The sequence below is a fragment of the Bacilli bacterium genome (genome assembly GCA_036381315.1).
Taxonomy (GTDB): domain Bacteria; phylum Bacillota; class Bacilli; order Paenibacillales; family KCTC-25726; genus DASVDB01.
Genome location: DASVDB010000046.1, coordinates 1 through 20800 on the forward strand (window position 1 = coordinate 1; position 20800 = coordinate 20800).

General features: G+C 53.5%; 17 protein-coding genes and 1 other annotated feature. Of the genes, 2 read left to right on the forward strand and 15 right to left on the reverse strand.

All coding sequences use genetic code 11. The annotated features are described in order from the left end of the window. Nucleotides 1–243: 243 nt before the first annotated feature. Complete coding sequence (locus VF260_03440; GenBank protein ID HEX7056239.1) at nt 244–1473, forward strand: N-acetylmuramoyl-L-alanine amidase; 1230 nt, start codon at nt 244–246, stop codon at nt 1471–1473. On the opposite strand, the gene VF260_03445 is transcribed toward VF260_03440, so the two are convergent. The 8 genes from VF260_03445 to VF260_03480 all read right to left on the reverse strand — a co-directional run bounded on the left by VF260_03445 (nt 1470) and on the right by VF260_03480 (nt 12048). Next, nucleotides 1470–2687, reverse strand: a complete 1218-nt coding sequence (locus tag VF260_03445) for an SPOR domain-containing protein (protein ID HEX7056240.1) — start codon at nt 2685–2687, stop codon at nt 1470–1472. The genes VF260_03440 and VF260_03445 overlap by 4 nt on opposite strands. 70 nt (nt 2688–2757) lie before the next feature. After that, nucleotides 2758–3942, reverse strand: a complete 1185-nt coding sequence (locus tag VF260_03450) for an ABC transporter permease (GenBank protein ID HEX7056241.1) — start codon at nt 3940–3942, stop codon at nt 2758–2760. After that, nucleotides 3939–4628 (reverse strand): ABC transporter ATP-binding protein, encoded by a 690-nt coding sequence (locus VF260_03455; protein ID HEX7056242.1) that lies wholly within the window; start codon nt 4626–4628, stop codon nt 3939–3941. Before VF260_03455 ends, VF260_03450 begins: the two co-directional genes overlap by 4 nt. Continuing rightward, nucleotides 4625–5686 (reverse strand): efflux RND transporter periplasmic adaptor subunit, encoded by a 1062-nt coding sequence (locus VF260_03460; GenBank protein ID HEX7056243.1) that lies wholly within the window; start codon nt 5684–5686, stop codon nt 4625–4627. Before VF260_03460 ends, VF260_03455 begins: the two co-directional genes overlap by 4 nt. Nucleotides 5687–5734: 48 nt before the next feature. Next, nucleotides 5735–6391 (reverse strand): YIP1 family protein, encoded by a 657-nt coding sequence (locus VF260_03465; GenBank protein HEX7056244.1) that lies wholly within the window; start codon nt 6389–6391, stop codon nt 5735–5737. A 181-nt stretch (nt 6392–6572) separates the two neighbouring features. Then, nucleotides 6573–7955 carry a UDP-N-acetylmuramate--L-alanine ligase gene (murC, locus tag VF260_03470; protein ID HEX7056245.1) on the reverse strand — a complete coding sequence of 461 codons (1383 nt, stop codon included), beginning with the start codon at nt 7953–7955 and terminating at the stop codon, nt 6573–6575. A gap of 7 nt (nt 7956–7962) precedes the next feature. Next, on the reverse strand, nt 7963–9339 hold the full coding sequence (locus tag VF260_03475; GenBank protein ID HEX7056246.1) for a folylpolyglutamate synthase/dihydrofolate synthase family protein: 1377 nt from the start codon (nt 9337–9339) through the stop codon (nt 7963–7965). A 33-nt stretch (nt 9340–9372) separates the two neighbouring features. Next, nucleotides 9373–12048, reverse strand: a complete 2676-nt coding sequence (locus VF260_03480) for a valine--tRNA ligase (GenBank protein ID HEX7056247.1) — start codon at nt 12046–12048, stop codon at nt 9373–9375. A 63-nt stretch (nt 12049–12111) separates the two neighbouring features. Continuing rightward, nucleotides 12112–12335: a binding site (T-box leader), on the reverse strand. Between the two features lie 176 nt (nt 12336–12511). Between VF260_03480 and VF260_03485 the strand changes: the two genes are divergently transcribed. After that, entirely contained in the window at nt 12512–12676 is a 165-nt protein-coding gene (locus tag VF260_03485) for a hypothetical protein (protein ID HEX7056248.1), read from the forward strand. A gap of 407 nt (nt 12677–13083) precedes the next feature. Here VF260_03485 and VF260_03490 read toward each other — a convergent pair whose 3' ends face one another. From VF260_03490 to hemB, 7 genes are read right to left on the reverse strand one after another with little or no spacing between them, the layout of a single operon-like run. Further along, nucleotides 13084–14010, reverse strand: coding sequence for a LysM peptidoglycan-binding domain-containing protein (locus tag VF260_03490; GenBank protein HEX7056249.1), 927 nt, complete (start codon nt 14008–14010; stop codon nt 13084–13086). Between the two features lie 27 nt (nt 14011–14037). Beyond that, nucleotides 14038–14958 carry an RluA family pseudouridine synthase gene (locus VF260_03495; GenBank protein HEX7056250.1) on the reverse strand — a complete coding sequence of 307 codons (921 nt, stop codon included), beginning with the start codon at nt 14956–14958 and terminating at the stop codon, nt 14038–14040. A gap of 19 nt (nt 14959–14977) precedes the next feature. After that, nucleotides 14978–16420, reverse strand: coding sequence for a protoporphyrinogen oxidase (gene hemG / locus VF260_03500; protein HEX7056251.1), 1443 nt, complete (start codon nt 16418–16420; stop codon nt 14978–14980). Between the two features lie 19 nt (nt 16421–16439). Next, nucleotides 16440–17363 (reverse strand): ferrochelatase, encoded by a 924-nt coding sequence (gene hemH, locus VF260_03505; protein ID HEX7056252.1) that lies wholly within the window; start codon nt 17361–17363, stop codon nt 16440–16442. Continuing rightward, nucleotides 17356–18429: a uroporphyrinogen decarboxylase gene (gene hemE / locus VF260_03510; protein ID HEX7056253.1), complete on the reverse strand. Its 1074-nt coding sequence runs from the start codon at nt 18427–18429 to the stop codon at nt 17356–17358. The genes hemH and hemE overlap by 8 nt, the downstream gene beginning before the upstream one ends. Before the next feature lie 43 nt (nt 18430–18472). Further along, nucleotides 18473–19768 (reverse strand): glutamate-1-semialdehyde 2,1-aminomutase, encoded by a 1296-nt coding sequence (hemL, locus tag VF260_03515; GenBank protein HEX7056254.1) that lies wholly within the window; start codon nt 19766–19768, stop codon nt 18473–18475. 13 nt (nt 19769–19781) lie between these two features. Beyond that, nucleotides 19782–20777, reverse strand: a complete 996-nt coding sequence (gene hemB / locus VF260_03520) for a porphobilinogen synthase (protein HEX7056255.1) — start codon at nt 20775–20777, stop codon at nt 19782–19784. Between the last annotated feature and the right edge of the window lie 23 nt (nt 20778–20800).

Sequence of the window (20800 nt, forward strand, 5' to 3'; positions counted from 1 at the left end):
GCCAATTTGCGCGTTCGCGCATGGCCACGGTCCTGGCTTTTTTCAGGGCAAGCTGTTCCACCAGTTCAGCGGGAGAAAGGCCGGATTCGACAGTCTCATCGATATCGCTCGCGCGAATTTCCACGGGAAACGAAAGCGTCACCACAATGATGGCCATTCGCAATTGGCACTATTTACCTTGCCCATATGAAGATCTTTCCTAGTAGAATGAAAGATGTATACTCATAGGGAGGTTTCGCAGAAATGGGGAAATGGGCATCTGTCCTGACGGGGTTGATACTTGCGCTGCTTTTGCTGCCGTATCAGGCGCTGGCAGCCGTAATTGTCGTCGATCCGGGACATGGCGGTTTCGACAGAGGGGCAACGGGAGTAAACGGAGTCTATGAAAAGGATGTAAATTTGCAGATCGCGCAAAAACTGGCCGACAAATTGCGAGAAATGGGCTACATCGCGCAGTTGACTAGAAACAGCGATATTTATCTCAGCTTGCAAAACAGGGTGGATATTACGGCGGCAAAAGACGCGGATTTATTCGTTTCCATTCACGCCAACGCATACCCGGCATCCCCTTCCGTATCCGGAAGCATGGTATTATACTTTGACCGCGCGTTTGAACAAGCGGCATACATACCGAGCAAGCAAATGCGGGAGCTCACTCCGCAAAGCAAAAAGCTGGCGCAAAGCATTGAACAGCAACTGACATTAAGCGCAGGCACGGTGAATCGAGGGATCGTGCCCAGTTCCGTCTTTGTCGTCCGCAAAGGCAAAGTGCCTAGCGTTTTGGTGGAGACCGCTTTTCTCACCAATCCGCGGGAAGCGCAATTGCTGGCAAGCGACGCTTTTCAGCAAAAATTGGCGACAGGAATCGCCAACGGCATAGCGCAATTTATGCCGGCTGATCCTGCAGATATAAGCCATCATTGGGCGAAAGCGGCGATATTGCGCCTTCAGGATGCGGGAATCATCGATGGGAACAAGCCATTTTTGCCAAACGCGGGGTTGTCGCGCGCGGAGTTTGCCGTTATGACTGACCTCGTGTTCCATTTCGCCGATCTGCCGCCCGTCGCGGACGCCCATCGCGAATTCGCCGATTTGCCCGTAACGCATCCGGCATATGAGGCGCTGCAATATGCTGTGCACGACGGATTTTTGCAAGGCTATGACGACGGCCTGCTGCATCCGGACCAAACGATTTCCCGCGAGGAAATGGTCGTAATCCTGGATCGGATCATACGAACTGTGCGCGGCGATGCGGATGCGGATTTGTTTCCGAAGAAAATAAAATACTTTCGTGATGTGCCCATTGATTCGTGGTCGGCGAAAGCCATCTACCGCATACGCGACCTGAACCTGATACGCGGCATAAACGATACCGACTTTGCTCCCAAACGCAGCATTACGAAAGCCGAAGGCGCGGTCATCATCGACCGTTACATGCAAACAGCCGCAGCCGGCCAAACAGGCTCCAACTAAGTCTGCGCCGAAAGCTTCGCCCAAAACTCCGTCTCGGCCAAAATATATTGCAATAGCGCCGATTGGGCTTCACGCAAATAAGCCGCTTCCGGCTTTTTGCGGTAGGCATCCATCGCGACTGCCGCAGTATTGACCGCCTTGCCGATCTCCGCATACGCTTGTTCGGCATCGCGCGGAACGGTACCGGCAAGTTTGGCGGCGGCGGCGCTCCACGTTTGGAAATCACGCTCCAATTGTTTAGCCGCCTCATCCGTAAGCGGCCTGCTTTCCTCCAGGTACAATGCGGTCAAGCCGCTTATCGAACGCGCCAGATTTCGGGCGCTGAGAAAAAAATCATCCAAAGCGGAAGCCCTGGAGCCGGTCCAGTGCACTTTGCTGATTTGCGGCAAATCAATCGTTTTGATATACGCTTCCAGTTTCTTTTCTTCCATGTGCTTGCGCAAATCAAGCGCGTCGTCTTTCGTTGCCGTTACGCCGGCAAATACGTAGTATTTGTCGGTGTGCTGCGTGTAGGCGGCAAAACCGTTGGCCGCCAGTTGTTTTTCCGCTGTTTGGGCTCCCTGCGCGGTGGTGAAAATCCCGTTTTGCAGCATAAAATATGTTTGCGCCGGGATATCCACTTCAAGCCAATCAGCGGCTGAATCGTTCGGGTCGCCGGCGGGCGGCGAATCCGCAGCGGATGCCGCCGGAGCGCCTGTCGACTGCTCCGGAAATGACCCTTCGGCAGGGGCCGATGTTTGGCTTGTCGGCGTTTCCGGGAAAAGGCCCGCTTTGTCGCCGAACAATGCCAAAATAAACATGCCGATAAACAAGCCGGTTACAACAGCGCCGGAAACCGTCGTCATTACTTTCAGCAAGGATGTTCCGCGTCCGCGGGCCGATGCGACGGGAACCGCATGAGGAAAAACCGGCGTGTCCGGTTCGTTCTTTCCAGGCCAGGCATCGGCAAAATAGCCGGTTTCCGGGTCGCTTTTTTCATGCGACCGGCTGCCCGATTGCCGGATTATTTGTTCCAGCTTTCTGGTTTCCTCGTCAAAAGGGCTGGACCATGCGCCAAAGTCCGTCGTGAACATGTTGAGTCCGCTTTTTTCATGTTGGCCTTGGCCATCCGCGCGGTCATCGCCGCGTTTCGGCGGCCCGTTTTCCCCGCGTTCCTTGATGCCGGCGGTTTCACGCCCCTCATTCAAACGATAGGTAATCCGGAATTTGCTCATTCGCCATTCCCCTTGTTCATAGAGTTGTCCCATACCAATCTATGAACAAGCGGGCGCCGATATGCCGCATTTATTCGTAGCGCAGCGCGTCGATCGGCTGCAGCCTGGCAGCTTTGTTGGCCGGATAAAGGCCGAAGAAAATCCCCACTCCGGCAGAAAACGCGAAGGCGAGAAAAATCGCCCACCAGGAAATGATGAACGGCCAATCAATAATGAATGAAAATAATCCGGCGCCGCCCAGTCCCAGCAGTGCTCCAAGAATCCCGCCCAAAATGGACAGCGTCACCGCTTCGATCAGAAACTGCGCCATAATCGTGCCCGGCTTGGCTCCGATTGCCTTGCGGATGCCGATTTCCCTGGTGCGCTCCGTTACGGAAACCAGCATAATGTTCATCACGCCAATGCCGCCGACGAATAAGGATATGCCGGCAATCGAGCCGATAATGGTCTGCAAAATGGTAAATACCGAACCCACCTGCTTTTCGAGATCTTTGCCGGATTGCGTCATATAACTGGAAACATCGGTATTATGCCGTTTTGCCAGGAGCTTTTTTGTTTCGTTGATCGCTTTATCCAGCGTACTTCCCGATGTGGCTTGCAATTCCATGTAATCGATACGGTTTAACGTTGGATCGATCGTGACAGGGACATAAACGGTATACCGCTCGCCGCCCAGCCCGCCCAAAAACGATTCCGATGACTCGTACACGCCGATAATCCGATAGATTTTCCCGTCGATCGGCAACTTTTTATGCAAAGCGGCCTGGGCGGAACCGTAAACCTTCTCGGCAAACTTTGATTCGACGACGATAACCCTTTGCCGGGCTCTAACCTCTCCGGGACTGTAAAACCGGCCGGCCAACATGTTAATATTTTCCAACTCGGTTATATCCGCTGTTGTACCGTTGACGGAAAGTTTTTCGGTGTCTTTCCGCACCGTTACTTCAGAACCGTACGAGATCATGCCCGCGGCAACCCGGATATCAGGCAGGCGTTTGATTTGCTCCAAATCCTGCATCGTCAAGCCGATTTGCTGCAAATTACCGCCATTTTGAAAATTGGGCGTAACCAGAAAAAAGCCTTCCCCGTATTTGGATATTTCCGATACGATGGATGTCTTGCCCGCCTGGCCGATGGACACGACCGTCACAACCGAGCCAACTCCGACAACTATGCCGATAATCGTGAGAAAAGCGCGCATTTTATTCACACGCAAATTATCGAGCGCGATCAGGATGCTTTCCAGCATGCTCATCCTCTGCCGCCTCCCCTCGCCGTATCTTCCAGTATTTCTCCGTCGCCGAACCGGAGCACTCGTTTCGCGTGCGCGGCAATATCCGGTTCATGCGTCACCAAAATAACGGTGGAACCTTCATCATTGATCTGCTTGAACAAATCCATAATTTCCTCGGAAGATTTGGCATCCAGATTTCCCGTCGGCTCATCGGCCAGAAGAACCGCCGGATTCATCGACAAAGCCCGGGCGATCGCCACCCGCTGCCGCTGGCCGCCGGATAACTCGTTGGGGCGATGCTGAATGCGCTCCGCCAGGCCGACTTTTTCAATGAAAAAACGGGCCCGCCGCAGCCGTTCCTGCTTTTTTACGCCGCCATACAGCATGGGCAGTTCGACATTGCGCAGCACGGATTGGCGCGGCAGCAGATTGAAGCTTTGAAAGACGAACCCGATTTTGCGATTGCGCACTTTGGCAAGCTCCTCTTCGGAAAGCGCCTGCACTTCTTGCCCGTCCAGCACATATTTGCCGGCCGTCGGCACATCCAGGCAACCCAGGATGTTCATCAAGGTCGATTTGCCTGACCCGGATGGGCCCATAATCGCCACAAATTCACCGGGTTCAATATCCAGATCGATTGTTTTCAGGGCGACGAGTTCCAACGGGCCATTACGGTAGGTTTTCGTGATACCCCTTAACCGGATCATTTTGCTTTCACCTTTTTGCCTTCCCGCATCCCGTTCTGCACGTCGGCGATAATTTCATCCCCCGCCTTGAGGCCTTTTAGCACCTGCACCAGTTCTTCATTGTCAACGCCCAATTGCACGCTTACGCGGACCGCCCTGCCGTCTTTTACCTCGTAAACATACGATTTGTCGCCGACATATTGCACGGCCGAGAGCGGAATAAGCAGTTTTTCCGGTTGTTTGACAAGCAGTTCGACCGATGCGTTGAAACCGGGTTTAAGCTCCGGCTTTGGTTGGTCAACGGAAACAAGAATTTCTACCATAGGATCTCTCGTCGTTTGATCGACAGGCCGGGCCACCGCGGCAACGGAAGTCAGCGTTCCTTTATATGTATCGGCAAAAGCGTCGCCGGATATGATCGCCTCCATGTTCTCATGCGCCTGGTTGGCGTCCAGTTCGTTCAAATATGCCCGAACGCGCAATTGGCTAATATCGGTAATTTGCAGCGCCGGCATACCTTGCTGCACCATTTGCCCGGAATGAACGGAAAGTTCGGTGACAACGCCGTCGCGTTCGGCCCGAAGTTCTTTCTGCGTCAACTTTTCCTTCAGTGAATCAATTACGATCTCTTCGCCTGCGATTTGTAAATCATAAGACGCATAAGCGTCGCGATCCTCTTCTTCGGGGGCGCCGCCTTGCCAAACCGCCTGGCGATCCGCTTCGAATTGCGCTTTCCGCGCCTGTTCGCGCCCCAGTTTGATCTGCTGCAGTTTATTTTGTTCCAGGGCGATTTGCTGTTCGATATCCGATGTGTCCATGACGACAAGAACCTGGCCTTTTGTTACCTTGTCGCCTTTTTTCACCTTTACTTCGGCTACTTTGCCGTTTAACCCGATCAATTGATCGGAAACGCCGGCCGACTCCAACTTGCCGCTGGCGAATATGTTTTGCGACAGTTCCCCTTGTTCCACTTTGACCAGTTTGACAGGCGTTTTATGATTCAGGCGAATCACGTTGTAGGTAAAAATTCCGGACGCGGCGATGATTAAAATAAGGCCCCATATGAGTTTCTTTTTCATTTTCCATTCACTCCCAAATAGTTGCAACGCGATTGAAAAAGGTTTCGGTTAAGCGGCCAAGCCTTGAGCCAACGATCCGACCAACGCGGAAATGATTTTGAAAACCAGCCAACCGCCGACAATCCACACCGCCACCGAGCCGCGCGGCTTTCTTGCCATCACGGCCGTGCCGATTACGACCAGAATCAGCGCGAAAATGCTGAACGGGTTCAAAAGCTTTGTCAGCTCGAAGGTTAAACCGGTTTTATCCGGCAACATGGCCGCCGCGCTTAACGTGATATCCTTGACGCTGTCGGCGTCGGTAACGCGAGCGAGAATACCCGAAAGAATCGTTTCGATCATAACCGGAACATTCGCATACAGATAAACGGTGACCAGTTGGCCGTATTTGGCTTCGCCGCGCACGATCATATTAACGAACAACAAAAGCAGCGCGCCTAACAACACAACGACGATCGTAATAACGGGAGTCGTAATATATGAAGTTTGTTGCGAAAAGCGAATCATGCTCTCGATATCTACACCACTGTTGGCTTTTTCCAATGCGGCTCGCAATGTTTTTTCCATCAAAGGAGTCTGAAGCCATAAACCTATCGGCGTTACTACCAAAAGAGCGATAAAAGCCGCAATCCAACCTAACTTCCGCTCCCGCAATCCGGCAAATGTTGCGGTAGGAGAAAACAGCACCGTAACAAGATTTTTCACATAAAAGCCCCTTTCAAATCGAAATGACATACTCAAACATTACCACAATAAGGAACAGTGTATCTACCACTTCTTACTTTTCATGTTGGCGATCGGTTTCAAAAATAAAAGCGGTCGGGCGCAACCAACGCGCTGTCAACCGCCTTTTGTATCCGGACAATTTTTCATTTGCTTGCCCCGCTCACTTTTCAAACCGCTTCTCCAGTTCCTTGGCCAGCCACTTGCCGCATTTCCAAATATCACCGGCGCCCATGGTGATGACAAGGTCATCCGGTTGAACGCGCTTGAGCAAATACGCCTGCACCGCTTCCTTGGTCGGAATATAGGTGACGTTGGGGTTGCTGTTTTCCCGGATCAACGCGGCGAGTTTTTCCGAACTTACGCCTTCGATCTGCTTTTCCCCGGCGGGAGAATAAATATCGGTCAAAACCACTTCGTCGGCTTCGCCAAAAGCCCGGCTGAATTGGTCCAACAGGAAAAAAGTGCGCGTGTACCGCTGCGGCTGGAATACGGCGATAATCCGTTTTCCCGTCGCTTTGGCGGCGCTGATTGTCGCCTGGATTTCCGTCGGATGGTGCGCGTAATCGTCAATGACAAGAATGCCGGCGGTCTCCCCCAAAACCTGAAAACGCCGCTTTGCTCCGCGGAATTCCCGAATGGCCGCGGCAATTTGCGGAAATTCAAGTCCCGCCTCCAGGCAGGCGATGACGGTTGCCAGCGCATTGTAAACATTATGCCTTCCCGGAATGGACAGTGCGATTTCGCCTAGCATGCGCCCTTTATGATGAACCGTAAACACCGCCTTGCGATCCCCCAGCCTGATATTCCGCGCGGTAAAATCGGCGTCCGTATCAATGCCGTAAGTGATGACCGGCGGCCGCAAAGCCGGGAGCATCGTTCGCAAGTGAACATCGTCAAGGCAGACAATCGCCTTTCCGCCCGTTTTCACCTGGTTCAGAAATTTGGCGTACGCATCTTTCAACTTGTTGAAATCGCCGTCGTAATTTTCCAGGTGGTCCGCTTCAATGTTGGTCACAACCGCCAAGTAGGGATGATACTGCAAAAACGATCCGTCGCTTTCATCCGCTTCCGCGACCACATAATCGCCGTTGCCCGCTTTCGCGTTGCTGCCGACATTCATGATCTCGCCGCCGATAATGTAGGTGGGGTCCTGAGCGCAATTTTCCATCACCAATGCGATCATGGACGAAGTTGTCGTTTTGCCGTGCGCTCCGGCTATGGCAATGCCTTTTTTCACATTCATGATTTTGGCCAGCATTTCCGAACGGTGAATGATCGGAATGCGCCATTTTTCCGCGGCGGTCATCTCCACGTTGTCTTTGGAAAGCGCGGTCGAATAGACGACCATATCCGCGCCCTTCACATTTTCCGCTTCATGGCCGATAAACACTTGCGCGCCTTTGGCTTTCAGCTTTTCCGTCAATTCCTGCTGGGCGACATCCGAGCCGGAGACGGTATATCCCATTTCCAATAAAACATTCGCGATTGCGCTCATGCCGTAGCCGCCTATGCCGATAAAATGCACATGCTCAAGCGTGTTCAAATTCCGCTCACCAACCTTTTTCGCAATCCGCTTTTCCCGTCAAACATGCCCGAACGTCCGCAACCATATACAGCGTGCCGGTTACAACCGCCAAATCGCGCTCGCCCGTATGGGCCTGCAACAATTCTAGCGCTTTTCGCCAATCGGGTTCGACGCTCATGGCAAATGATTCCCGGCATAATTCCGGCTCAAGCTCCCGCACAATCGCGGCGAATTCGGCGGCGGGCTTTTTCCGGTGATAGTCGGGCTCCGTCACGATCAATGTATCCACCAAAGGTAGTATATGCCTTAGGAATTCGCGATGATTCTTATTTGCCACCATCCCGACCATCAGCCGCAATTTCTCATAGCGATACACGTTTTTTAGCGTCTTGGCGAGCGCTTCCGCGCCTTCCGGGTTGTGCGCGCCATCCAGCAAAATTCGCGGATTTTGCGCGATCATCTCGAGTCTGCCTTTCCATTTTGTCGCCCGCATGCCTTCACGTATATTTTCCTCGTCGACGACAACGGCGTAATACTGCCTAAGCACTTCAAGCGTCATGAGCGCTACCGCGGCGTTTTCCACCTGATGCAGGCCGTTCATGGTGATCATAACGCCCGGCAGGCTGCGAAACGGACAGGCGAAAGCAAATGACTGCTCGTTTTCTTTTGTATCATTCGTACGCCAGGAAAATTCCCGCCCGGCCAAATACAACGTGCTTTTCTTTTGCCTGGCCGCTTCGGCGATGGCCGCAACCGCCTCGGGCTGCGACGCCGCGCTGACCACAGGGACGCCGGATTTGATGATGCCGGCTTTTTCCGCGGCAACTTGCGCAAGTGTTTCACCCAACACATCCATATGGTCGTGGCCGATATTGGTGATGACGGAAACAAGCGGATAAACAATGTTCGTGCAATCCAGTCTTCCCCCCAATCCGGCTTCCCAAACGACAAAATCGGGATATGCGTGCCGCGCGAAATATACAAGCGCAAGTGTTGTGGTGACTTCAAACATGGTGAGCGGACCCAATTCTCCCTCGGCGATTTCGTCCGCCAGCGGTTTGATTTGATTGGCAATTTGCAGCAAGACGGATTCCGCAATATGTTCGCCGTTCACACAAATTCTGTCCGTATATTGCTCGATGTATGGCGAATTGAAGGTACCGACGCTAAAACCGGCTTGCCGCAAAACTTCGGCAATATATGCGCACACCGAGCCTTTGCCGTTTGTACCGGCCACATGGATGAATTTCAAGCTGCGCTCCGGATGGTTCAGTTTGTCCATCAGCCAATTCATCCGCTTAAGCCCCGGCCTGATGCCAAAAGGAACCAGACCTGTGATCCACCGCACAGCTTCTTCATAGGTTTGAAAATATGTTTGTTGCGCCGTTTCCGACTTACCCATCTGTCACCCATTCCTTCTAACAAAATCTGCGCATTATACGGATTTGAGTTCCGCGATCCGGGCAAGCACTTTTTCGCGTTTGCCGGTATAATCAAGATGTTTGGCGCGTTCCTCCGCTACCACTTTTGCCGGCGCCTTGGCGACAAAATTTTCGTTGGCCAGCTTCTTGGAAACACGCTCCACTTCGAATGTCAGTGTTTCCAATTCTTTTTCCAGCCTTTCAATTTCCTGGGCGATGTCGATCAACCCGGAGAGCGGGAAGAACAGTTCCACACCGCTTATTACCGCCGTTACAGCTTTGTCCGGGGCGCTAAGCGCCGTATCGACGACAAGCGTCGACGTGTTGGCAAAACGGCGAATATATTCTTCATTTTGCCGAATCAGCTGCCAAACTTCCGCGTTCTCCGGCTTCAGCATCAGCCCGATCTTTTTGCCCATCGGCACGTTAACCTCGGCGCGAACGTTGCGGACGGAACGGATAATCTCCTTTAACAGCTCCATTTCCCGGAACGCCGCGGCATCCTCGCGGTTTGCTTCCACTTTCGGCCACGCGGCCAACACCAGCGTTTCGCCTTCATGCGGCAAATGCTGCCAGATTTCTTCCGTGAGAAACGGCATGAACGGATGCAGCATGCGCAAAATGCCGTCCAGCACATGCACGAGCACGGAGCGGACCGTGTTTTTTGCCGCCGCGTCTTCGCCGTACAAGCGCAGCTTGGAAAATTCGATATACCAGTCGCAAAAATCGTCCCAGATAAAATCATACAAAATGCGGCCGGTTTCGCCGAATTCGTAACTGTCCAACAGTCGCGTAACGTCGCGCACCGTCTCGTTCAACCGGTGCAAAATCCACCGGTCGGAAACATCCAGCGGGCCGGCCAAGGCCATGTCTTGCCGGGAAAATCCGTCCAGGTTCATGAGCACAAAGCGCGAGGCGTTCCAGATCTTGTTGGCGAAATTGCGCGCCTGTTCCACCTTTTCCCAATGGAAACGCAAATCCTGCCCCGGCGTGCTGCCGGTGGAAATCATATAGCGCATCGCGTCGGCGCCGTATTTTTCAATCACCTCGAGCGGATCGACTCCGTTGCCGAGCGATTTGGACATTTTCCGCCCCTTTGCATCGCGGACAAGTCCGTGAATCAGCACATCCCTGAACGGAATGCGGCCGGTAAATTCCAACGCGCTGAAAATCATCCGCGCTACCCAGAAATAAATAATGTCGTAGCCGGTCACAAGCACGTCGGTAGGATAATAGCGCGCCATATCCTCCGTTTTGTTCGGCCACCCGAGTGTCGAAAACGGCCACAGCGCCGAACTGAACCACGTGTCCAGCACATCTTCATCCTGGCGAATCCGCTCGCTGCCGCAATGCGCGCAAACGGCCGGGTCGTGCCTTGACACCGTCGTTTCCCCGCAAGCGTCGCAATACCAGGCGGGAACGCGATGCCCCCACCATAGCTGGCGGGAGATGCACCAATCGCGCACATTTTCGATCCAATGCAAATATATCTTTTCAAACCGGTCCGGCACAAAATGAACGCCGTCGCCTGATTGCTGTGCCTTAATTGCCGCTTCGGCGAGCGGCTTCATCCTGACAAACCACTGCGTCGACAAATACGGCTCGATGACGACGCCGGTGCGATCGCTGTGACCTACCTGATGAACATGCTCTTCAATCCGGATCAAAACGCCCTGCTCCTGCAAATCCTTGACAATCCGCTCGCGGCATTCGAAGCGATCCAATCCTTTGTAAGGACCCGCATTCTCGTTCATTTTGCCGGCCTCGTCCATTACGAGCACCTGCGGCAAAGCATGGCGAAGGCCTACTTCAAAATCGTTCGGATCGTGCGCCGGCGTAATCTTGACGGCGCCGCTGCCGAACTCTTTCTCCACGTATTCGTCGGCAATAATCGGAATTTCCCGGCCAATGACGGGAAGCACGATCGTTTTTCCGACAAGATGCCGATAGCGCTCGTCATCGGGATGGACGGCAACCGCCGTATCGCCGAGCATCGTTTCCGGACGGGTGGTGGCGACCACGATATGGCCGCTGCCGTCTTTTAGCGGATATTTGAGATGATACAAATGGCCTTTCAGCTCTTTGTATTCCACTTCGATATCGGATAAAGCGGTGCGCGCCGCCGGATCCCAGTTGATGATATATTTGCCGCGGTAAATCAGCCCCTTTTCATACAGCCGGACAAACACTTCGCGGACGGCTTGCGACAAGCCCTCGTCCAACGTAAACCGCTCGCGGCTATAGTCAAGCGACAGCCCGATTTTCGCCCATTGCGAACGAATCGTGTCGGCATATTGCGCTTTCCACTTCCAGACTTCTTCCAGAAATTTTTCCCGCCCCAGGTCGTAGCGGCTTACGCCTTCATTGCGCAGCTTTTTTTCCACCACTGTCTGCGTGGCGATGCCCGCATGGTCGGTGCCGGGAAGCCAAAGGGCGTCGTAGCCCTGCATCCGTTTTGCCCTAACGATAATATCCTGCAGGGTAAAATCGAGCGCATGGCCGATATGCAGCATGCCGGTCACATTCGGTGGCGGAATGACGATCGTAAACGGTTTGGCGTTTTTTCTCGCCCCCGCTTTGAAATACTCGCCTTTTAACCAATAATCGTACCATTTGCTTTCGGATCGCCTGGGATCGTAAGTGGTGGGCAGTTCATTGCCCGTCGGATTTTGTTGTTCCTTTTCCGTCATGACAAACCTCCAATGCTTCATTGCCATATTCCTGAAGCCGAATTTAAAAAAACCCTCCGCCCCGCAAAGGACGAAAGGTTTGAACTTCCGTGGTACCACCTTTATTCCGCAAAGCTATTTGCGGCTCTTTATGCAGATAACGGCTGCTGCCGTCCCGATCTTGCAAAGAAGTTCAACCGGGCAACTCCAGGGCGACTTCGCCAGGCTACATCCTGCAAAACCTCACAGCGGACCGGTTCTGCTCTCTGAAGGGGTCACCGCCTACTATTCCCTTTCGGTGTTTTTGCACATTTTTCAACTATACCTATGATACAGTTGAAAAAGCTCACAGTCAATGTTTTGCAACATTCGGGGTTTCGGAAATCCGCCTTTTCGTCATATCCGCGAAGAGCCAACTCATAAACTATTACAAATCAAGAATTTTGCAATTTCCCCGAATGATGACAAAGGGGGGTGCGCGCACATGCCGCCCTGGTGGCTCAAAATCCGTCCGACATTAAGGACGCTTCTGTTCCCGATTATTTGCCTGCAATTTATCCGAACGCTCATTATTCCCAATCCATTGGATGTATTTATTTTGTTCGTGCTGTTTTTGTTCTATCTCGGGTTTTTGTTTTCCTGGTATTGATGAGGAAAAAAGCTGCAACCCGGCAAACCGACCGTCGTTTTGCGGATGAGTTAAGGCCGAGTTCCCGTCGTCAGGCTTTAGGTGGCTTTAACCACAGAATGCTTTTCCGCAAACTTTAGCCTGAACAGTCGGCTTTCAGCCGCTGACAAAAACCTGCCGGCTTTAGCCGGCAGTCGGTTAGATGGATTTTGTCCATCTAATTTTACTAATCAACACTATATTTAAGCAATTAAGTGGATTTCATCCAACTAAATTAGGCTAGATTCGGCATATTTGGTTGATTTAAGGTAAAATAATTGGATGAAATCCATTTAATCTTCACTTAATGGTATTCACACGGAAATTAATTGGAGAAAATCCAAAAAAGCCGCAAACTTCGCGGCTCTTTTTGTTGCGGCTCTTTTCCCTTAGCCGGGAATATAGAGCACCTGCCCTTCGGACAAATCTTCATCGGGCAATTTGTTCACTTGCATGATTTCCCGTGCGCTAATGTTGTACCGCTCCGCAATCGAAGCGACCGACTCTTCCTTCTGAACGATGCACATACGAAATTTGCGAAATTGATCTTCCTGATCTTGCTGCAGAAAAAGCTTCTTCCATTCCAAAGCATCCGGCGAGGCCGCTTTTTCGCCCGGCGCAGCGTTTGTTTCGCGCGGCGCCGTATCCGCAAGCTTGCCAAACTCCGTCCGCGGCGGACCGGCTTTTTTCCCCACAACAACCGGAACTTCGTCCTGTTCCGGGACATTTTCCTTAGGCAGCGGCTCCATTTGCCCCGGATTTTCGGCAATCTGCAAATAGGCGTCATGGTCGTCCGGCAATGCGTCCTCCTTTGGCGCGGCTAACGGTTCGTCCTCGCCGCCAGACGGCATGACCAAATCGTCATGTTGGGGTGCTCGATCATCCTGCTCGGGCTGGGTGGAATGATGGATGAAAAACAGTTCCTCTTCAGCTTCTTGTCCATCTTCCTCTGCCGGCAATTTTAGGCCGTTAAGCGCCAAAACGCCGGTAATATGCAAACTTCTTTTGGACAGAATATCGACGTCAAAATTTTCTATATCCGCTTGCACATCACGCATGTCCAACGAGCGGGTAGCCGGAACGGTGATTTCCACCGGGATATCATATTCCAGCCGCTTGCTTTCGCCTGCGTCGTCGCTCAAATAACGCCCCGTCAAATGCAAATATCCTTTTAAAACGTTCTTTCCCGCCGCGGATTGCGCCTGTATATCCGGCGTCAGTTCAATTTCTTCCAATTCTCCGATCCCGGCAGCATCTTCAGGCAGCACGATCCGCTCATAAATGTCAAACCGAAACCCCGTTTGCCGGTCAGCCATCCTGAATCCTCCCTTCCCAAATGTTCTTTATCCATTATATGGGCCAAGGCGAGGGCGCATGCCAGAAACTTGCCGAAGCTGTTCCAATAATGTGCGGAAATCCGCAGGGTAGGGAGATTGCACGGAAACGGTTTCGGAGGAAAAAGGGTGCTGAAAGAAAAGTTCGTGAGCGTGCAGCGCCTGCCGGAAAATGCGGGGATCGGCGCTGCCGTATAACGTGTCGCCGACAATGGGATGCCCGATATAACTTAAATGGACGCGGATTTGATGGGTTCTTCCCGTTTCCAGACGCACTTCCAATAAAGCAAAGCCGGGCCACTGTTCCACAATTTTATATCGTGTTACCGCCTGCTTTCCGCTTGCCGCGACGCACATTTTGCCGTTTATATGCCGGTGGCGTCCGATCGGGGCGGCGATTATCGCTTCTTTACGCGGCGGATTGCCTTTGACGATGGCGCTGTAAACGCGAGCGATCCGCTTTTCCGCCATATCCCGGTCTAAAATACTTTGGGCGAATTCATTTTTCGCATATAACACCGGTCCGCTCGTATCCCGATCCAGGCGGTGAATATGCCGAACCGCCACTTGCTGGCCGGTGCTTTCCAAATAGCCCGCCACAAAATTGGCCAAAGTGCCTGACTCGCCCGCTTCGGTGGGATGCACTTTGATTCCCGCCTCTTTGTCGACAACGAGGCAGAAATCATCTTCATACAATATCTTTATATTTCGCCACTGCGGGGCAAAGCCCAACGGTTGCGCGGGAAAAAGCCGCAAGCGAAGGCGGCTGCCGGACAATCGCAGGTTCTCATCAGTTGTCATTTTCCGGGCCAGGCGGGCCGGAAGCCGCAACTGTCCGCACAAAAAATCCCGCAGCTTGTCCGTGCTGTCCATCCGCATGTGCCCGATGGGCAACTCCAGCCATTCCCCTTTGCGTTTTGCCTGAACCATGCAACCGTCTCCCGAATGTTTATTTCGCCGCTTGATAAAGAAATTCGACTGCCCGCTCGGCCGCTTCCTTGCCCTGGCGGATGCAATCGGGAATGCCCACTCCGTTGTAACCGGAACCGGCCAGTACGATTCCCGGGGCCGCTTCCCTGATTGCGCTTCTTGTTTCCGCAAGCCTGGCCAAATGCCCTACCGGATATTGCGGCATGGCATGTTCCCACCGGCTGACCTCCGCAAACAGCGGTTTCTCGGTAATCCCCATAATTTCTTTAATTTCTTGGCGAACTTTTTCGATCATTTCGCCATCGCTTAAATTACCGGTGACTTCCGCGCCGGCTCTGCCGATATAGCAGCGCAGCACGGCTTTATTTGCCGGCGCCGTATGCAGCCATTTGGCCGAAGTCCAGGTGCATGCTGTGAGCGTTCTACCTTCCGTGCGGGGAATGACAAACCCGGAGCCGTCCATGGCGACGCCGATATCGGATTGCGCAAAACCCAGCACGACGTTGGCTACCGAAACGTAAGGGATTTGGGACAAATAGCCGCTGCCGGGAATTGAAGCCAGCATTTTGGCCGCGGCAAACGCCGGCGCCGCCACCACAACGGCGTCTGCGTACAATTCCTGGCCATCGGACAATTTCACCGCGTATGCGTCCGCTTTTCGCGCGATATTTAACACGCTCGTGCCGAAAATTTGCCCGGCACCGCCCAACGCCATCGCCAACGATTCTACCAATGTGTACAACCCTTGGCGATAAGAAAGGAACATCGATTTTTGCGCCGCCGGCGGAAGCGACGGCGGCAGCGGCACAGCCGCCGATTTTGTTTTGCCCCGCAGCATGCCGAGAATCAGGCTGCGATGTTGCTGTTCGGCGGCGTAAAATTGCGGGAAAGTGGCCATCAGGCTGAGCGACTTCGTTTCCCCCGCATAAATGCCGGCAAGAAGCGGTTCGGCTATATGCGCCAAGACTTCCGTTCCGAGCCGCCGTTCGATAAAGTGGCCCAATGACTCGTCCTCTTTGCCCGCGCGTCTCGGCAACACCAAATCAAGCGCCGCCCTCGCCTTGCCCAACGGCGACAAAAGGCCCGTTTGCACAAACGGCCATACTTTTGTGGGAATGCCGAGCACCAATCCCGCAGGCATCTTATGCAGCTTTCCTTTATGCAATATATATGTTTTTTGCGCTTTCGGGTTGGTTGCCACCAATTCATTTTCCAAACCCAGTTCCCTGGTCAAATCAATCACCGCCGTTTTCCGGGCGAGAAACGAATCGGGGCCGCGTTCAATGATATAATTGTCTTTGCGCAGCGTCTTAATTTTCCCGCCGAATTGCGCATTCTCTTCCACAATTGTGATCGCTAAGCCGTTGCCGTGCCTTGCGGACAATTTTTGCATGTAAAAAGCGGCGCTCAGGCCGCTTACGCCTCCGCCTACGACGATGACATGTTTCCGCTGTTCACCCATGGAAAAGCTTCCTTTCGGTCTAAGAAATCTTGGCAACCACAGACTCCGCGAGCGTCTTCATATATAAAGGATCCGTATTCAAGGATGCGGTCCTTTCCAGATGAATGCCCAACTTCGCCGCCTTTTGTTTGCATTCAATGTCGATATCATAAAGCACTTCCAAATGATCCGAGACAAACCCGACGGGGCAGACCAGCACGTGTTCTATGCCCTCGCCGCGGATTGTTTCCAACACATCGAGAATGTCGGGACCGAGCCACGGTTCGGCTGTGCGCCCGGCGCTTTGCCATGCAAAACGCCATTTCGCGACGCCGGCGCGTTCGGCTACCGCTTGCGATGTCTCCAATAGCTGCTGCGGGTAAGGATCGTTCGCTTCCAAAATTTTTGCCGGCAAGCTGTGCGCCGAAAAAATGACTTCCGTCCGATCGGCTTGCTCCCCGAACCCGGCAAGCCCGGCGCGTACCCGATTGGCGAGCGCCGAAAGCAAGTCGGGGTGCAGATGATACTGATCGACGAAGTTCATCCTGATCCCGCAGGCAACAGCGGTTTCCCGCGCCCGTTTGGTATAATCGCCCACGCTCATCGTGGAATAATGCGGCGCCAGCACAATGCCGACGGCTTCCCGCAATCCGTCCGCCGCCATTTGCTTGACGCCGTCTTCGATGAACGGCGCGGCATGTTTCAACCCCTGATAGCAGACAAAGGAATAGTTTGGATACATGCGGTCAAGTGTTTCTTGCAGCGCGGATACTTGCCTGTTCGTATTTTCGCGAAGCGGGAAAACGCCGCCGACAATCGCTTCATAGCGGCTGGTCAACTCGCCCAGCAGTTCGGGCGAAGGCTTATGTCCGTGGCGGATATGCGTATAATAAGCTTCAATCTGTTCCATACTTTCCGGTGTCCCGTACGACATGACCAACACGCCGATGCGGCGGTTATGCATGCGAATCACTTCCTTGTTTTTGCGCCAGTTGCCGGCGCGAATATTCATGGATAAAATCCGTCAGTTCCCGCAGTTTCGCAAGCGACGCTTCCGGGAAAAGCCCGTGCCCAAGGTTGAAAATATATCCGGGCCGCCGCAACCCTTCATCGATTAATTGTTGCGCCGCCTGCCGCAAGACGGGCAGATCCGCCATCAGCATATAAGGATCCAGATTTCCTTGCAACGCAAAACGGCTGCCGATGCGTTCGCGCGCGGCAGATAACGGCACCCGCCAATCCACTCCGATCACATCCGCCTGCAGATTGCGCAAAAAGGGCAGCAATTCTCCCGAGCCAACCCCGGGGAAATAGATTTTGGGCTCCGTATAGCCGGACAACCGGGCGAAAATCCGCTCAACCGTCGGCAGCACGAATTTGCAAAAGTCAGCCGGCGAAAGCGCTCCGACCCAACTGTCAAACAACTGCACGGCGTCGGCCCCCGCATGGATATGCGCCCGCAAATAATCCGCGGCCATATCGCCCAGCTTGTCCATCAGCATAAACCAGGTTTGCGGATCGTTATACATCAGCGCTTTCGTTCGCATGTATGTTTTTGAGGGTTTGCCTTCAATCAGGTAGCTGGCAATCGTGAACGGCGCCCCGGCAAACGTGATCAATGGCACTTTCAACTCGCCGGCCAAAATGCGGATCGTCTTTAGCACATGCGGCAAATCTTTTTCCACATCAAGCGGGCGCAACTTTGCAACGTCCTGCCGCGTGCGGATCGGCTGGTCAATGACCGGGCCGATATTTTTCACGATATCGAAATCGACACCCAGAGAAGCGACCGGATTCATGATATCCGAATACAAAATGGCGGCGTCGACGCCCAATTTTTTCACCGGCAGCATCGTGACTTCCGCCGCCAGTTCCGGCTGTCGGCAAATCTCGAGCAAGCTGTATTTTTCTTTGATTTTCCGGTAGTCGGGATCATACCGTCCCGCCTGCCGCATGTACCAAACAGGCGTGAATTCCGTTTTCTGCCGCCGGCAAGCGCGGATAAACGTATCCTCATAAACTTTTGCCATATGCTCATTCCTTATCCTATATGATGCCTGTTTCATGAAGCCTTCACAACCGCTTCAACGCTTCCCGGTGCGCGGCAATCGTCCGCTGGATATCATCGTCGGTATGCGCCGCGGACACAAACATCGCCTCAAATTGCGACGGTGCGACGGAAACGCCCAGATCAAGCATGGCGGCGAAATAGCGGTTGAATTTGGCAAGGTCGGATGTCTTGGCCGTCTCATAATTCGTAACGGGAATTTCCGTAAAAAACGGGCAGAGCATCGAACCGACACGGTTGATGGTGATTTCAACTCCCGCTTCCTTCGCGTTGGCGGCAAAGCCTTGTTCCAAAAGCGCCGATTTCCGTTCCAGTTCGGCGTAGACTTCGGGCGTCAATAACCGCAGCGTCGTAAGGCCCGCCGCCATCGCCAACGGATTCCCCGACAACGTGCCGGCCTGGTAAACGGGACCGCTCGGCGCAATAAGCTCCATGATTTCCTTTTTGCCGCCGTAAGCGCCGACAGGCAAACCTCCGCCGATCACCTTGCCCATGCAGGTCAAATCGGGCTTAACGCCGTATAAACCTTGCGCACTGTGAAAACCGACGCGAAAACCGGTCATGACCTCGTCAAATATGAGCAGACTCCCATATTGCGCCGTCACCTGGCGCAAGCCCTGCAAAAATCCTTGCTTCGGCGGAACAACGCCCATATTTCCGGCTACCGGCTCGACGATTACGGCGGCAATCTCTTCGCCGAATTTGGCGAAAGCAAGCTCGACCGCCGCCAAATCGTTATACGGCAGCGTAATCGTATTCCGGGCGACGCTTCCCGGAACGCCGGGGCTGTCGGGCAAGCCCAAAGTCGCCACGCCGGAGCCCGCCTTGATGAGCAGCGAATCGGCATGTCCGTGATAACAGCCGGCAAATTTGACAATTTTGCTGCGGTTTGTATATCCTCTGGCCAATCTTAACGCGCTCATGGTCGCTTCTGTTCCGGAATTGACCATGCGCACCATCTCCACGGATGGCATGCGGCTGCAAACCAGCTTGGCCATTTCCGTCTCGAGGAGCGTCGGCGCGCCGAAACTGGTTCCCCTCTCCATCACATCATGCAGCGCTTGAAGCACGGCGGGGTGGGCGTGCCCGACAATGAGCGGCCCCCAGGAGCCGACATAATCGATAAACTCATTTCCGTCGATATCGAAAATATGCGATCCGGCGCCTTTTTCCACAAACACGGGAGTAAGATCAACCGACTTGAAAGCGCGAACCGGACTGTTCACACCGCCGGGAATATACGTTTTTGCTTCCGCAAAAGCCGCCGCCGATTTGGCGCTGTTTCTGCCGTTTGTTAGCATAAGCTTTGTCACCTCATATATGTCCTTCTTGAAGCCAACGCGCCGCGTCTTTCGCGAAATAGGTCAAAATAATATCGGCGCCGGCCCGTTTCATGCCCGTCAACATCTCCAGCACAACCGCCTTCTCATCGATCCAGCCATTTGCCGCCGCGGCTTTCACCATGGCATACTCGGCGCTCACATTGTAGGCGACCAAAGGCAGATCAAAACGGTCCCTGAGCAGGCGGATGATATCCATATAGGCAAGGGCGGGCTTGACCATCAGGAAATCGGCGCCTTCTTGCACGTCCGACTCCGCTTCCCGCAACGCCTCGCGCGCATTCGCCGGGTCCATCTGATACGTTTTGCGATCCCCGAATTGCGGAGTGGAATGCGCCGCTTCGCGGAACGGCCCGTAAAATGCCGAAGCGTATTTGACCGAATACGCCATGATCGGAATGTGCGCAAATCCGGCGTCATCGAGACCTGCGCGAATGGCCTGCACATATCCATCCATCATGTTCGAGGGAGCAATGATATCCGCTCCCGCTTCCGCCTGCGCAACCGCCGTTTTGACAAGCAATGCAAGCGATTCGTCATTGGCAATTTCCGCGCCGCGCGCATGTTCGCGCACAACTCCGCAATGGCCGTGACTCGTATATTGGCACAGGCACGTATCGGCGATGACCAGCAAATCCGGCGCCAATCGTTTGATTTTGCGGATTGCCTGCTGGGTAATTCCGTCTGCGTCGTACGCGGCTGTGCCGCGTTCATCCTTATGCTCCGGCACGCCGAACAGCAAAACGGCTGCAATCCCGAGCCGAACGATCTCCGCAATTTCATCGTCCAACAAGTCCAGGGAAAAATGGTATACGCCAGGCATGGAAGAGATCTCTTCCTTCACGCCCGATCCATAGGTAACAAACAACGGATAAACCAGATCGCGCACCGCGAGTTGCGTTTCTCTGACCAAATTCCGCATTGCCGCGGAACTGCGCAATCTTCTGTGCCTGACTGCGGGAAAGCTCATGATACATTCCTCCTTAAGCGTAT

Excerpts from the sequence above, each read along its gene's own strand:
- VF260_03440 (HEX7056239.1), top strand. The coding sequence starts at position 244 with ATGGGGAAATGGGCATCTGTCCTGACGGGGTTGATACTTGCGCTGCTT.
- VF260_03445 (HEX7056240.1), bottom strand. The coding sequence starts at position 2,687 with ATGAGCAAATTCCGGATTACCTATCGTTTGAATGAGGGGCGTGAAACC.
- VF260_03450 (HEX7056241.1), bottom strand. The coding sequence starts at position 3,942 with ATGAGCATGCTGGAAAGCATCCTGATCGCGCTCGATAATTTGCGTGTG.
- VF260_03455 (HEX7056242.1), bottom strand. The coding sequence starts at position 4,628 with ATGATCCGGTTAAGGGGTATCACGAAAACCTACCGTAATGGCCCGTTG.
- VF260_03460 (HEX7056243.1), bottom strand. The coding sequence starts at position 5,686 with ATGAAAAAGAAACTCATATGGGGCCTTATTTTAATCATCGCCGCGTCC.
- VF260_03475 (HEX7056246.1), bottom strand. The coding sequence starts at position 9,339 with ATGGGTAAGTCGGAAACGGCGCAACAAACATATTTTCAAACCTATGAA.
- VF260_03480 (HEX7056247.1), bottom strand. The coding sequence starts at position 12,048 with ATGACGGAAAAGGAACAACAAAATCCGACGGGCAATGAACTGCCCACC.
- VF260_03485 (HEX7056248.1), top strand. The coding sequence starts at position 12,512 with ATGCCGCCCTGGTGGCTCAAAATCCGTCCGACATTAAGGACGCTTCTG.
- VF260_03490 (HEX7056249.1), bottom strand. The coding sequence starts at position 14,010 with ATGGCTGACCGGCAAACGGGGTTTCGGTTTGACATTTATGAGCGGATC.
- VF260_03495 (HEX7056250.1), bottom strand. The coding sequence starts at position 14,958 with ATGGTTCAGGCAAAACGCAAAGGGGAATGGCTGGAGTTGCCCATCGGG.
- hemG (HEX7056251.1), bottom strand. The coding sequence starts at position 16,420 with ATGGGTGAACAGCGGAAACATGTCATCGTCGTAGGCGGAGGCGTAAGC.
- hemH (HEX7056252.1), bottom strand. The coding sequence starts at position 17,363 with ATGCATAACCGCCGCATCGGCGTGTTGGTCATGTCGTACGGGACACCG.
- hemE (HEX7056253.1), bottom strand. The coding sequence starts at position 18,429 with ATGGCAAAAGTTTATGAGGATACGTTTATCCGCGCTTGCCGGCGGCAG.
- hemL (HEX7056254.1), bottom strand. The coding sequence starts at position 19,768 with ATGCTAACAAACGGCAGAAACAGCGCCAAATCGGCGGCGGCTTTTGCG.
- hemB (HEX7056255.1), bottom strand. The coding sequence starts at position 20,777 with ATGAGCTTTCCCGCAGTCAGGCACAGAAGATTGCGCAGTTCCGCGGCA.